10 protein-coding genes are annotated in these 12,509 nt (G+C 61.9%); 3 read left to right on the top strand and 7 right to left on the bottom strand.

Annotated elements, in window-relative coordinates; genetic code table 11:
• Positions 1-68: 68 nt before the first annotated feature.
• Positions 69-1,622 (bottom strand): class I SAM-dependent methyltransferase, encoded by a 1,554-nt coding sequence (locus BHE97_RS19825; protein WP_140400239.1) that lies wholly within the window; start codon positions 1,620-1,622, stop codon positions 69-71.
• A gap of 140 nt (positions 1,623-1,762) precedes the next feature.
• On the opposite strand from BHE97_RS19825, the gene ispD reads away from it, so the two are divergent.
• A complete protein-coding gene (gene ispD / locus BHE97_RS17375; RefSeq protein ID WP_087625296.1) occupies positions 1,763-2,491 on the top strand; it encodes a 2-C-methyl-D-erythritol 4-phosphate cytidylyltransferase in 729 nt (242 codons plus the stop codon).
• Here ispD and BHE97_RS17370 read toward each other — a convergent pair.
• From BHE97_RS17370 to BHE97_RS17360, 3 genes are all read right to left on the bottom strand, one after another.
• On the bottom strand, positions 2,473-2,940 hold the full coding sequence (locus BHE97_RS17370; RefSeq protein ID WP_087625295.1) for an adenylyltransferase/cytidyltransferase family protein: 468 nt from the start codon (positions 2,938-2,940) through the stop codon (positions 2,473-2,475). The two genes, ispD and BHE97_RS17370, sit on opposite strands and share 19 nt — an antisense overlap.
• Positions 2,941-3,228: 288 nt before the next feature.
• Entirely contained in the window at positions 3,229-4,209 is a 981-nt protein-coding gene (locus tag BHE97_RS17365) for a glycosyltransferase family A protein (RefSeq protein WP_170931483.1), read from the bottom strand.
• Positions 4,206-4,676 carry a hypothetical protein gene (locus tag BHE97_RS17360; protein ID WP_087625293.1) on the bottom strand — a complete coding sequence of 157 codons (471 nt, stop codon included), beginning with the start codon at positions 4,674-4,676 and terminating at the stop codon, positions 4,206-4,208. Before BHE97_RS17360 ends, BHE97_RS17365 begins: the two co-directional genes overlap by 4 nt.
• Positions 4,677-4,952: 276 nt before the next feature.
• Here BHE97_RS17360 and BHE97_RS17355 point away from each other — a divergent pair, with 276 nt between their 5' ends.
• The gene (locus BHE97_RS17355; protein ID WP_087625292.1) at positions 4,953-6,998 is read left to right on the top strand and encodes an acyltransferase family protein; all 2,046 of its coding nucleotides are present in this window, start codon (positions 4,953-4,955) and stop codon (positions 6,996-6,998) included.
• A gap of 8 nt (positions 6,999-7,006) precedes the next feature.
• On the opposite strand, the gene BHE97_RS17350 is transcribed toward BHE97_RS17355, so the two are convergent.
• The gene (locus BHE97_RS17350) at positions 7,007-7,798 is read right to left on the bottom strand and encodes a class I SAM-dependent methyltransferase (RefSeq protein ID WP_087625291.1); all 792 of its coding nucleotides are present in this window, start codon (positions 7,796-7,798) and stop codon (positions 7,007-7,009) included.
• Between the two features lie 68 nt (positions 7,799-7,866).
• Positions 7,867-9,162 carry a hypothetical protein gene (locus BHE97_RS17345; protein WP_236757763.1) on the bottom strand — a complete coding sequence of 432 codons (1,296 nt, stop codon included), beginning with the start codon at positions 9,160-9,162 and terminating at the stop codon, positions 7,867-7,869.
• 541 nt (positions 9,163-9,703) lie between these two features.
• On the opposite strand from BHE97_RS17345, the gene BHE97_RS17340 reads away from it, so the two are divergent.
• Positions 9,704-11,398, top strand: a complete 1,695-nt coding sequence (locus tag BHE97_RS17340; protein ID WP_087625289.1) for a glycosyltransferase family 2 protein — start codon at positions 9,704-9,706, stop codon at positions 11,396-11,398.
• Here the strand turns inward: BHE97_RS17340 and BHE97_RS17335 are convergent.
• Positions 11,311-12,480 carry a glycosyltransferase family 4 protein gene (locus BHE97_RS17335; RefSeq protein ID WP_087625288.1) on the bottom strand — a complete coding sequence of 390 codons (1,170 nt, stop codon included), beginning with the start codon at positions 12,478-12,480 and terminating at the stop codon, positions 11,311-11,313. The genes BHE97_RS17340 and BHE97_RS17335 overlap by 88 nt on opposite strands.
• Positions 12,481-12,509 lie beyond the last annotated feature (29 nt).

Genomic DNA, 12,509 nt, shown 5'->3' with positions numbered 1-12,509 from the left:
TTTGGCGCGGATCGCGCGGTCCGCGAGCCGCGGGGAGATGGAACGGAGTACCGCGAGGATCTTCTCTTTCACTGGGCGCTTCCTTTCACGCTGCCGGGTGACAGTGCGATCTCGCACAGCAGCGTACGTCGTTGATGGTCGCGGGGTGTCGCGGTGAGCAGGCGGGGGCGGATCAGCGAGAGACCGAAAGATGCCAGTTCGTTCTTGAACGGGCTGACCTCCAGGTGCCAGGTACTCGGATCACGGAAGCTGACGTCGGGTGCAGGCACGGTGTCGATGACGGCGACCACTGTCCCGCCGAGTCTCGCCACGTGGCGGAACGCGCGAAGCACGTTGTACCGACCGAGATGTCCCATGCGCTCGAGGAGGTGTGAGGCCAGCACATGTGTCGGGCGCGGCTCGTCGGCCAGCTGATGCAGTAGCTCCGCGTACTGGCGGAAATCGTTGAGGTTGAGACGAAGCAAGGAGACATCGGCATCGTTCGCGCCGAGACGGTTGCATGTCAAGGAGAGCGCATTGGGGGAGTAGTCGACGGCGGTCACATCGAAGCCGTGGGTCGCCAGCCAGGCGGCGTTGGAACCCGCACCGCAGCCCAGATCCACAACGCGTGAACCTCCGGTCACGTGAGCGGCGAGGTACTCCGCTCCGCGGACATCGTGGGCATCAGACGGTAGCGTCGCGACTCCGGATTCGTAGTGCTCCTCCCAGAAGTCTCGCTGGAAGTTGTATGAGCCGAACCAGTTGCGGAACCGGCGCTGGGTCGCTTGAGGCGTATGGAGCTTATACCCCGGTAGCGGGGTGCGCCAGTTCTCGTCATAGTTGACGACCAGCCAGTCCTCGGGCACGGCAGGAGCGGGATAGGGACGGCCCTCAAGCGTGACCGTGGAGAACGGCACCATGCTGGCCTCGGGCATCGGTCCGCGGACATGGAACGGCTGGTTGATGGTGCCGTCGTCGCGGAAGAAGGCGGTGAACAGGTCAACATATCCGTCGACCTTGCCGCTCGACGTCCTGAAGGTGAGCTGGAGGTGTGCGGTCGAGTGCCGGACGACCTCGATCCCGCGTGCTTCGAGTTCGCGTTCGATCTGAAAGTTCTCCAGCGCGAGGTCACTGGGATGGGTGTGACGGCTGAGGTAGGCCAGGTCGGCGTCGTCATCATGGCCGAGGATCTTGCCCTCGCGGACGGCTCCCAGGAGGGTCCCCCCGACCACGAAGGGCCGTAGGTTCCGACTCTCGCAGAAGACGACCAGGTCATCGAGGTGATCGAGCAGCCGGTCGCGCAACCCTTCCTCGGCTCCGGCGAAGGACTTGCCCATCCGTCCCCACTTGTTCACGGCGAGCCAGCGTCCCTGATGATCGACGACCGCGATCGCTGACTGCGAGGTACCGAGCCGGACGCTCTGGCCGGCCAGTTCTTCTCCGGTGGCAGAATCAACCACCATCACCTCTGCGTGACCGTCCAGGAAGGGTGCTAGGGCGGCGGGCCATTCCTTGACGCCATCCTTGGGCAGTGGTTCAGAAAGAAGGTCCACCGACCACACGCGATGGCCGTTGATGAGGATGTCGATCGATGCGCGCTCCGCGGCCACTGCGGGGTCGATCTTGAGGTGATTATTCGTCACCTCAAGAACTTCTAACGTGGCGATAGGGTTCCCTCCGTTCGTTCCTTGTTAAGACTATCGTTACCTCGCTGCCACGATAGCTTCGCTCAGCAGGGATCTCGCACCGCCGGTCCGCTGGGGCCGACGGTAGAGTCCGAGGAATGAGTGACTTGCGCAATGTCGCCGTCATCCTTGCAGGCGGTACCGGCCTCCGAGTTGGCTCCCCGGTTCCCAAGCAGCTCATCGAGATTGCCGGCCGTACGGTCATTGAGCACACGATGGCCGCCTTCCAGGCCGCGCGCGGTGTCGATGAGATCGTGATCGTGATGGCACCAGGACATCTCGGCTCGGTCCGTAAGGTGCTTCTGGATGGTCGCTACGACAAGGTCACACAGCTGCTGGAAGGGGGTTCGACGCGCAGCGAAAGTGCAACCATAGCCCTAAATGCTATCGGTGACAGAGAATGCAATGTGCTTCTTCACGACGCAGCGCGCCCGTTGGTGTCCCAACGGATCATCAGTGATGTCGTCGAGGCTCTCTCGAGTTTCGATGCGGTGGTGACGTCAGTCCCGGTGACGGACACGATCGCAGCGAGTCGCCCTCGGGGACAGGCGCTGACCGTCGAGGACATCGTGCCCCGCCAGGCGTTGCGGCGAAATCAGACACCGCAGGCCTTTCGACGCTCTGTGATTGCGGCTGCCTACGAGCGGGCGTGGAAGGATCCCGAGTTCGCCGCCACCGACGACTGCAGCGTAGTGGTGCGTTATATGCCGCAGGTCATTGTCGCGGTGGTCTCCGGGGACGAACGGAACATGAAAGTGACGGGGCCGACGGATGTCCAGGTGGCTGAGCTATTGATGCAGGTCGATGCTCAGGGCAGCCCGCGATAGTTATCGACCACTTGCTGCAAGATATCCAAAGCGTGACCGAGGCGCTCTATCTCCTGCGGTTCCGGTGCCGCCAGCTGGGCCTTCAACTCCGTGCTGGAGATTCCATCCGTCCGCTCCAGATAGCGCACCTCGCAGAGGTCGGATAAAGTGTCGAACTTTCCCTTCCAGTCTGAGCCGATAGCGAAGATATCTACACCGTGCAGGATGATGTCTGCTCTCTTCTGTTCCCAGCTGGTTTCAGGGATCACACGGTCAACGCTTCGCATCGAGGCGACGATCTCGGCTCGATGCTCATAAGGGATGAAAGAGCGCTTTCCTTTCGCGGCGTTGAACTCATCTGTGGAAACACCCACGATGAGTCGATCGCCCAGCTCGGCTAGGCGACTCAGTAGTCGTACATGACCGATATGAAAGAGATCGAAGGTCCCGTAGGTGAGGATCGTCGTCATGGGTTTCCTCTCAGGCGTCCGGCGCGTGCGTAGGCTGGAGCATCCCGACGGTGGCGCAGAGGAGCCGGTGGCCGGATCGGGCGAGCGGGCTGCTCGGGGTCACCCGAGCAGATGATGGGGAGTGCTCTGCCACTTCTGTGCCTCGCAGCGCTGATCGAACCGTCAATAGGTGAGGTGAACAACGCATCGGCGCCGAGAAACGTGGGATCATCGGAGCCATCCCGTCATCACCATAAACGGATTCTCCCAATAGAAGCATGCAGCGGTCCACGAGTCTATACACGGGGCCTAGGAAGACAGACCGAATATCCGCCGGATCTTGGCGTAGGCCCTTATCAACACACTGGAGTTGCGCAGGTCTTCGCGAATATCGTGTCGTAGATCCACCAGATCTCGGCGTAGATCTGCTCGCAGTTCCTTGTGTAGGCGACCCTTGGTCTCTCTGAGTTGGGTTTCGATGAATTTGCTCAGGTATAGAGGCAGTCCTGGCCCGTATTCATTGATGTATCGACGCAGCGCCTGGTCACGAACAAGCGCATCGAATCGTTTGTGATCGCCGCTTGCCGCGATGACGCTATTCCCCGAGGCGCCGCTGTGTCCGCGACGTTGGTGCCAGTACGCATAGGGAGTATCTCCGAGGTACTCCAGCGGCCCCCGTGTCAAGACCTTGAGATTGAAGTCCCAATCTCCCACCACGGGAAGTTGGTCATCGTACAGGCCCAGTTCCTCGTGGAGGCTGCGCCGATAGAGGAAGCCGATCGGAACGAAGCGGTTGAGAAGTAGCTCATCCCCGAGCATCGGTTCCGAGAGCTGACCTTGGAACATGGTGCGATCGGTGGCGACCAGCTGACCGTCCTGTTCCTCTTCCCAGACAATTTCGATTCGCGAGACAATCCCGTCGCGTTCGGGGTGGGTATCGAGATAGTCGACGGCGAGGTTCAGGAATTCCGGGTCCCAGGTGTCGTCGTCATCGTGAAGGACAAGAAAGGGAGCGCTGGTTGCGAGTACGCCGGCGTTGGCGCTCACCCAGCGCCCGCGCGAGGTCTTCGAATGGAGTGCGCTGACGCGTTGACGATGATGCTCGGGCAGTTCGCGGATCGCCAGATCGACAGCTGTAGGGTCGCCGCCGTCGTTGACGATGACTGCCTCCCATCTCTCGAACGTCTGAGCAGTGATGCTCCGCAACGCCCGGCGCAGTAGTGCAGGGCGATCCTTAGTCCGAACGACGATGGAGACCTGGGGAGTCTGGGCGTCGGGTTGCACTGTCACCGTCCGAGTCCGTGATAGGTCCAGCCGGCCTCGCGCCAGCTAGCGGGATTGAGGGTGTTGCGTCCGTCAATGAGCACCTGGCGTGCGACGCAAGCGGCGCTTCCGGTTGGATCGAGAGCAGGGACCCCGACCCATTCTGTGGCGAGCTTCTCCTCAGCGGCGAATCCTTCTCGCGGAAACGCTGGATTCCCTACCATGCGGGCGCCGGTGGGCGAGGTGGTTGTGAGTTGTTGGGCCGTACCGGCGGGCACGGTGGACTTCCGGGCGGCCTCGTCGTCCGGATGAAGGTGGAGGGTGAGAGCTTCGACTGTCGCGTCGACGCGGCACAGGTCCGCCCCTTCGCCTTCAAGACGTTCGCCGATTTTCGCATCGTCCATGTCCCCGCCGACGACGTTGCGGCTAAACGACGCGATCAATGGGCCGTGAACGGCTCCGAGGTAGCCGCATCCGATCACACGTGACTTCATGTGCTAAAGATGCCCTTCAAAACATTTGACGTCGAGATACTCCGCGAACCGCATGCCGCACTCAAGATACCTGATCAACGGTTCCTCTTCTTCAGGGCGGGAGACTGGGTTGCCCGGGCAACCCGGCTGGTGTCCCCGGAGCATGCCGTACTCGATGACATGGTGTGGGGCCCGCTTGCCGGACCCTGCGAGGCCTCGGAAGGAGGGGTCTGACGAAGGCGGCGATAGCATTGGTAACGTCGGTGTCGTTTTCGAGTCGAGGGGGAACTCGAGCGGATGTCTGCGACGGACACCTTGGAACGACCGGGTTCGAAAGCCAGCTCGGATCGCATCTACCGCCCTGAGATCGAGGGTTTGCGTGCGCTGGCCGCACTCCTGGTCGCCATTTGGCATATCTGGGTCGGTGGGGTCTCCGGCGGTGTTGACGTCTTCTTCGTGGTTTCAGGCTTTCTGATCACGACCACGCTTCTCGGGCACATCGACCGATTCGGCCGCGTGAGACCGTTCATGTTCCTTGGGCGGCTGCTGAGACGGCTTCTTCCGCCGGCTCTGGTGGTCTTGGTGGTCGTCTTGGTGGCCACCTGGGTGTTGGTCCCGGAGGCCCTGAGAGATCGGTCGTTCCGAGAGATCTTCGCCTCCGCGCTCTACTTCGAGAACTGGCAGTTAGCCTTCAGCGCAGTCGACTACCTCGACCAGAATGACCCCCACACGCCAGTGCAGCACTTCTGGGCGATGTCGGTGCAAGGCCAGTTCTATGTGACCTGGGCAGTCATCTTCCTCCTTGCCTCGGCTGTCGCGCTGAAACTGCGGCGGAAGACGAGAAGCATCGCCGCCGTGCTTCTCGTGATTATCGCGCTCCTCTCATTCGCTTACTCGGTCTGGTTCACTGCGGTGAACCAGCCCTTCTCCTACTTCAGCGCTTTCTCGCGAGGATGGGAATTCGCCGTTGGAGCGATGACAGCCTTCGTGCTGGCCCGGGTGATCCTCGCTCCGGCTGTCTCGTGGCTCCTCGGATGGACCGGGCTGGCCGCCGTGCTGTTGTGTGGTGTGCTCCTGCCAGTGGCTACCTCATTTCCTGGTTACGTGGCCCTCTGGCCAGTGGCCGGAGCGACGCTCATCCTGTTCGCGGGCGGGGGGAGAGACACACCGGGTCATGCGACGTGGCTCCTGTCTCGGCCGACGATGGTGTGGTTGGGTGGCCTGTCCTATGGCATCTACCTGTGGCACTGGCCCCTGCTCATCCTGTATCGCCACGAGTCGGGCAGTCACGACGTGGGGCCGGTCCCGGGGGCTCTGATCATCGGCAGCTCGGTCGTGCTCGCCTGGCTCACGGTGAGGTTGGTGGAGAACCCCTTCCAGATCCGCTTCGGGGGGACAACAAGCGGTCGTCGCATCGGCACAACCCTTCTTCTCCTAGGAGTTCTCGTGGTCGCCGCGGCGAGTCTCGTTTCGGCTCGAGCAGAGGCCGCACGGGCTGACCAACGTCAGGCGGAAGCGGAATCTCGGCTGATGGACGACGCCGATTGCTTTGGCGCTGAGGCGGCTTTGCGTGATGCGGCCGCGTGCGAGCCCGACGCCGACCTTCTCGTACCGACGAGCGCAGGATTGCTCTCCGACACAGGTGGCGCTTATGCCTGTTACGCGGCAGCCGATGATGTCGACGTCACTACCTGCGCGATCGGCTCGGAACAGCCCGATGCGCTACGCATCGCCCTTGTGGGTAATTCACATGCGGCCATGATGATTCCGGCTTTGGAGCCGCAACTGGAGGAACGCAATTGGCACATCGACACCTTCACTGGTAACGGCTGTGTGTGGGGGCTGCCGGCCAGTGAGGAAGCCTGTGGCTCTCGGATGGCGCAGATGGAAGAGTATCTGCTCGAAGCTGAGCCTTATGATGTCCTCCTCGCGACAAGTGGCAACCCCAGCGGGCGCGTCTCCGAGGAATCGATCGCTACTACGTTAGACGCCTGGGAGATGCTCGAGCAGCGGGGAACGCAGGTCGTGGTGATCGAAGACAACCCGCGTTTACCTGAATCGGTGGCGGACTGTGTAGTCGCAAGTTCCGCCGAGGAGCTGGTGGACAATGCCTGCGTCGTTACCGAATCCGAAGGCTTCGCCGCCGGGGATGTCTTCGTCGCACCTGCGGAACGATCCGATGTGCCGGTAGTCCGTACTCGAGACCTTTTCTGCCGTGATGGTGAGTGCCCCACGGTGATCGGCAATGTGATCGTCTACCGAGACGCCCACCACATCACCGCCACCTACGCACGAACGCTCGGTCCCATCCTGGCGGAACGGTTGGCCGATCGGTTGCCGTGACCGTCGGATCACCTCGCCTTGAGCCCGAGCCAGCGCCGCCGAGGTGCGGGCTTCGGTGCATTGCCGAGTACAGGACGTGGCTTCGGCATGCCGATCACGTGAACTGGATGGCCGTCTAGTTCCTGGCGTTTCGAACGGTCCCCGAGTTCGGCGCTGCGCGCCGCGATGAGTTCAAGGAATGCCGGGGCGTCTTCGGCCCGCGCGACGAGGACCTTGTTGTAGCCGACGGCGAAAGGCGCGAACTCCGGTCGTTCGGAGAGGAACCGCAGAAAGCCCACGCAGACGTCCGGCCAGGATTGATTGAACACGTCATCGGCGATGATGACGCCGCCCGGGCTGAGCGAATCGGCTGCGGTATGAAGATCGTGGCAGACGATGTCGGCCCAGTGCCCGCCGTCGACGCTGAAGAGCCGCACCCTGGTGCCGAGGCGTTCGAGGACGCCAGCGCCTGTGAGTTCCATGGAATCGCCCGGGACGATGAGTGCTCGGTCCGCCGTCCTCGGAGCATGCAAACGCAAATTCTGTTCGAAGACGCCGCGGTCTCCGAAACCGGACTGATCGATGTTGAGTTCCTGAGAGTCGAATATGTCAAAGGCAGCTGATCGCTCACCGTCGCTCAGCAACAGATGGAGGGCGATGAACAGACGACCATGGTGCACGCCGATCTCGGCGACGGCGCCGTCGACGCCCATCTCTTTTTGGTGCTGATCGATTGCCGTCAAGAAGTCCAGCAGGCCGGCTTGCATCCAGCCGTGGACGGCGTGGTGTCCGCCAGCCCGGTACGCGTCGAAGCCATTCATCTCCTCACCCTACGAGTTGTTGCTGAACAGGCCAGTGCTTTACTCCGCTGCGCCTGAGAACCCGGTTGCTAGGCGAGTCGTAGTAGGCGAAGACTGGCGACCTTGGGTAATGAGGCACCAGAGGGTTGGATCTTCCCGCCAAAGGACTTGTTGGCGCGCCACAAACCGTTGGCGTGAAGCTTCTTGTAGACCGGCTGCAGTGGCGCTGGCAGCAGATCGAGGTCATCGTCGATCCAATCGGGCGCTTCATGATAGTTGCCTGTGAAACCGATGCTCTTCGCCACCGATAACGCCAACTGGCTGGGACCACGGACGACAGACTCATGCGAGCCCTTGACCCCGCGTTCAGGTATCTCAGATTCTCCGATCGGGCCGCCGAGTTCGCTGAGCCGCTGTTCCACCGCGCTCTTGGTCAACGTTCGGCTGGGATCACCGTACGGCTGAACGGCAAGTTCTGGTGAGAGGAGCATGGTGAGGTCGGTGATCAGGCGATTGGATCGCTCGAGATAACCGGCCTCCGCGAGATATCTCGATGCGAGGGGGCTCAATGTCAACGGCGTGAGGGTTGCCACGGGAGAGGCGGCGTGAAGGCCGCACCGGTAGATGGCGTACATATGGCGCGCGCCGATGGGGTCATCGGCCTCGAGCCCAGCGACTCGCAGTCCCCGGTGGCCCGCCCTCAAGAACTCCTCGATGGCTGTGGGCGGGGCGTGTTCACCTGGTGGCGTCTTCGACTGCGCATAGGTAGACCAATGGGCCCACGGCCACGTGCTGGGGCGAGCGATCTCGGCGCCGACCCCGTTGAGGTAGACCCGGAAAGGTCCGAAAGGCAGTGAGGGTCCCGCGGGCAGGAATCCGTCGTAGACCCCGGCTAGGGAGGATCCCCAGAGCGTGAGGGCATCTCCCGGTCCCCGAGCGTCGTGTACCACAACGTCTTCGAAGGGCAGGTCGTACGTCGTCGTGAGAGCGACGGCAATCTCGCGATCACGTGCTTGCTCAGCATTGTGCACCTGTGTATGACTGGTCACGGTTGCCTGTGCCAGCAGGGCCGCGGCGAGTACCGCCCGAGAGTCGTAGCCACCGGTCAATCCCAGCTGCACGTGAGCGCGTGCGGTGGTGAGTGACTGCAAGACGCTGGCGAGATCCAACGCGGCTTCTCGAATCAGATCCCGGTATGGACGTCCGCTGTCGCGCAGGACGGGCGGCGCTGGTTCGGTCATGTTGTAGGTCTGCGATCCAAGATCGATGTCGAGTCCAGGCGGAATGAACCGGATCTCCGAGATGAGCGTCTCATCGTTCATCTGCTGGGTCGTAGCGGCGGTCAGGATGGAGCGTGCCCAGAGCGATTGCTCGTTCGTGGACACCTTTTCGCCGAGCGCTGAACGCAGGGACGCCAAGGTGACAAGGGAGTCGCTGGCCGCGCTGAACCCTCTTCCCGATGTCGCCAGCAGCTTCTGCATACCGAAGAGATCGCGTCTGACCGTAATCGCGGCGGGGGGATGTTGCCAGCCGATGGCAACGAAGCAGCAGAAGCTTCCCCGACGAGGCGAGAATGTTCAAAGGCGACAGCATCACGTGTGATGGCGATTCCGCGATGAAAGCCACCACTGGAAACGTTCGAGTCGACCTCCCTGCTGACGATGACGAGTCGTTCGCTGCCGTACTCAGTGCTCCAGGTTTCCGATCGTGCGGCGTGGGAAGCGAGCCACCGGTCGATGGCTCTGCGTCGACGACGAGCGTGTCGGATCACCAGGAAATTCGACATGCGGCGAGTCTAGGTGGATGGACGTTCTCCGGAGCGCCGAGCATCCACGATGCTGTTCGGTAACAGGCAGGCGAGTCGACGATGAGCGGCGTATAAGATCGCCGGGTGAGCGTGATGGTCGACGATGTCTGGAGGCATGAGTGTCGGATCGATTGACGCAGGTGGGTGGTACCGGCGTCGCGTTGACCGTGGTAATTCCGACGCACAACGTTGAGCCGTGGGTGCAGGAGACGCTCGACTCCGTGCTCGGTCAAGATGTCGACGACATGGAAGTGATCGTCGTCGACGATCATTCCACCGACAGGACGCGGCAGATCGTCAGCGACTACAGCGCCAGGGATGCGCGTCTAACCCTCCTGCAGACAGACGGACGAGGAGGCGGAACGGCGCGCAACCTCGGTGTCGAGAACGCGCGGGGTAAGTACCTCATCTTCTGCGATGGTGATGACCTCATCCCCGACGGGGCGTATGCGGCTCTGGTCGCCAGCTTGGAGGCCAGCGGTTCGGATATCGCGTTCGGCGACTACCTCAAGTTCCGACCAGCCCACACCTGGCGTCCCACGCGGAGTATGGAGGCATTCTCTCGTCCCCAGACCGCCATCCGGTTCACTGACGAACCAACACTGCTCTACAGCAGGCCATGCTGGAACAAGGCTTTCGTGCGCGAGTGGTGGGAGGAGAACCAGATACGTTTTCCCGATGTCCCGCGATCGAATGACATCGTGCCCATGGTGACCGCTTACCTGGCGGCTCGCAGGATCGATATCGTCGACGACGTCGTTTATCTCTATCGAGAGCGCCCCGGTGGCAGCTCCATGACGGCTCAGGCCACGTCGACGACCTCCATGCTGAGCTACCTCGGACAAGAGCTCGAGTGCGCCCGAATGCTGTCCGCTCATGGAGGCGATGACCTCGGTGATGTGTACAAGAGGCTTATCTATGATCGAGACACCTATGTCCACATCGCGCGTTTCCTCAACGACTGGACGGAACCGTCAGATGACGATCAGGTGATAGCGAACGCCATTGCTGAACTCCTGAAGTTCGCGCCGCCGCCCTCGCCGCTCATCGCCATGTCGAAGAGGGTGACCGTGCAGCTGGCGGCTCTCGGGGAGATGTCTGCAGCCAAGACGTTCGCCTCGGGGGCTGGTCGCTGGTCGCATGCGCTGGGATGCGCAGCTCGTCACGGGTTGATCCTCGACGAGGACCGTGAGGCGGTCACCGATCGTGTCACCGCGGTTCTCGCATCGGCTGACCTGCGAGAAGACCCCGCCGAGCGTCTCCTGCTCGTGGACGTTGTCCGCCGACACTTCAGCGACTCGTTCCTCCGGTACGTTCCGGAGACGCGACTGCCGGGCACGGAGGATCAAGCATTCCGCAGCGCCGACCGGATTGACGCGACCGTCACGACGATGGCTGGGGGAGTGAAGACGTTAGCACTCGCAGGACATCACTCGGGCCACGCGAACGAGGCTGTTCCGGTCTTGATCAATGTCGACGCCGATCCTCGAACGGTGGTCACCGCCGCTCAGCTAGAACTAAGGCCGTCCGACGATGGCGGTTGTGACTGGCGTGCGACTTTCTCGGTTCGATCGGTGCCGTTGCACCACTCGCTGGTGCCGGCGCTGCAGTTCACCGACGGAACGACAGTCCTCGCGGCAGGCGAGACCCGCTTACCGGAGTATGCCGCGAAGGACAGTTTTCTCTATCGGCGCATCGGACGGGTGGTCTTGACGCGACGACGGCGTCACTGGGCGCCCCGTGCGGTGAAACGATCCCTCATCATCCTCCGCGACCGCTTGCGCCGTGGCGTGGGTAGAGGCCCCGACGCCTGATCGGACAGCGGCCCCGAGGCATACCTGTCGATCAGTCGGTGGTACTGACGTGAGATGTCCCAGGGGCCGATCCGCGAGGTGAAGCGGGTGAAATCGTGCTCGTTCAGGTCCTTGAACAGATCCGGGTCATTGAGCAGCTCGGCGATGGACTCCGAGGGGCGCTGCTTGTCGAAGAAGGCCACCCAGGGCTCGTCTCCGAACTGCCGACGCAGGTGGTCTTCGCCCGGTAGAAGTGTGGGAACACCGAAGGTCGCCGCCAAATGGACGCTGCCGGAGTTGAGAATCGCCTGGTACGGGAACACCGCGACATCGGCGGCTCTGAACCATCGTGAAAGATCCCCGTCAGGGACGAAGTCGAAGAAGGTCCGGGTCGACAGATGATCTGGGATCGCAGCGATGAAGTCCTCCACGCGAAGATCCTTGACCACCCCTGCGAGCATGAGCACGAGCCGGCTATCGCTGGTCTTCGCTGCCAAGCTCGTTGCTTCGATGAGGGCTTGAACTCCTTTGTAAGGACGGATCTGCCCGAGGAAGAGCACCGACCTGTCGTCGGCCTCTAGGCCGAAAGAACTCCGAGCGGCGTCACGATCAACCCCCACGTCGTAAACGCCTTGGTAACTCGGGTGCGGGATGACATGGATCTTGGCTGGGTCGAGTTCCACCACGTCGGACATGACCGCGGGAGTATCGGGAGCCATGATGTGAATGGCGTCGGCCTCCGAGGCGAGAAGATGGTGCAGCTCTATCTCAGGTTCTCTGTAGTGCAACTCGTGGGGGATGCGATTGTGGATCGTCCAGATGATCGTGACTCCGCGCTGCCTCAAGGACCGCAACATCTCAGAGAATTGAGATAGTCGAGCGTGGGCTTCCTCTTCTGATGGGGCGTTCTGCAGCAGCGGATACGTCCAATGCAGATGGAAGATATCGCCGCCCTGCAGCCGGTCGGCTTGCTCGAGCAGCTTGTTGAAGTTCGTAGCGTCGAGGAATCGGTAGCCGGAAGACCGAGCGCTCAGACTCAGCAGATTGAGGAAAGGGTTGTCTCGCCAAGCGGGAAAGACGAGTACCTGAGCTGCTGTTTTCACGAGTCTGATCCTAAAGGTCGTCACAAGTC

The sequence above is a fragment of the Aeromicrobium sp. PE09-221 genome, assembly GCF_002174305.1.
Classification (GTDB): Bacteria; Actinomycetota; Actinomycetes; order Propionibacteriales; family Nocardioidaceae; genus Aeromicrobium.
The sequence above is the reverse complement of the archived record's forward strand: the minus strand, read 5'-3'. Positions and strand labels throughout refer to the sequence as shown.

Coding starts and splice junctions, on each gene's coding strand:
- ispD (WP_087625296.1), top strand. CDS start 1,763: ATGAGTGACTTGCGCAATGTCGCCGTCATCCTTGCAGGCGGTACCGGC.
- BHE97_RS17370 (WP_087625295.1), bottom strand. CDS start 2,940: ATGACGACGATCCTCACCTACGGGACCTTCGATCTCTTTCATATCGGT.
- BHE97_RS17360 (WP_087625293.1), bottom strand. CDS start 4,676: ATGAAGTCACGTGTGATCGGATGCGGCTACCTCGGAGCCGTTCACGGC.
- BHE97_RS17355 (WP_087625292.1), top strand. CDS start 4,953: ATGTCTGCGACGGACACCTTGGAACGACCGGGTTCGAAAGCCAGCTCG.
- BHE97_RS17350 (WP_087625291.1), bottom strand. CDS start 7,798: ATGAATGGCTTCGACGCGTACCGGGCTGGCGGACACCACGCCGTCCAC.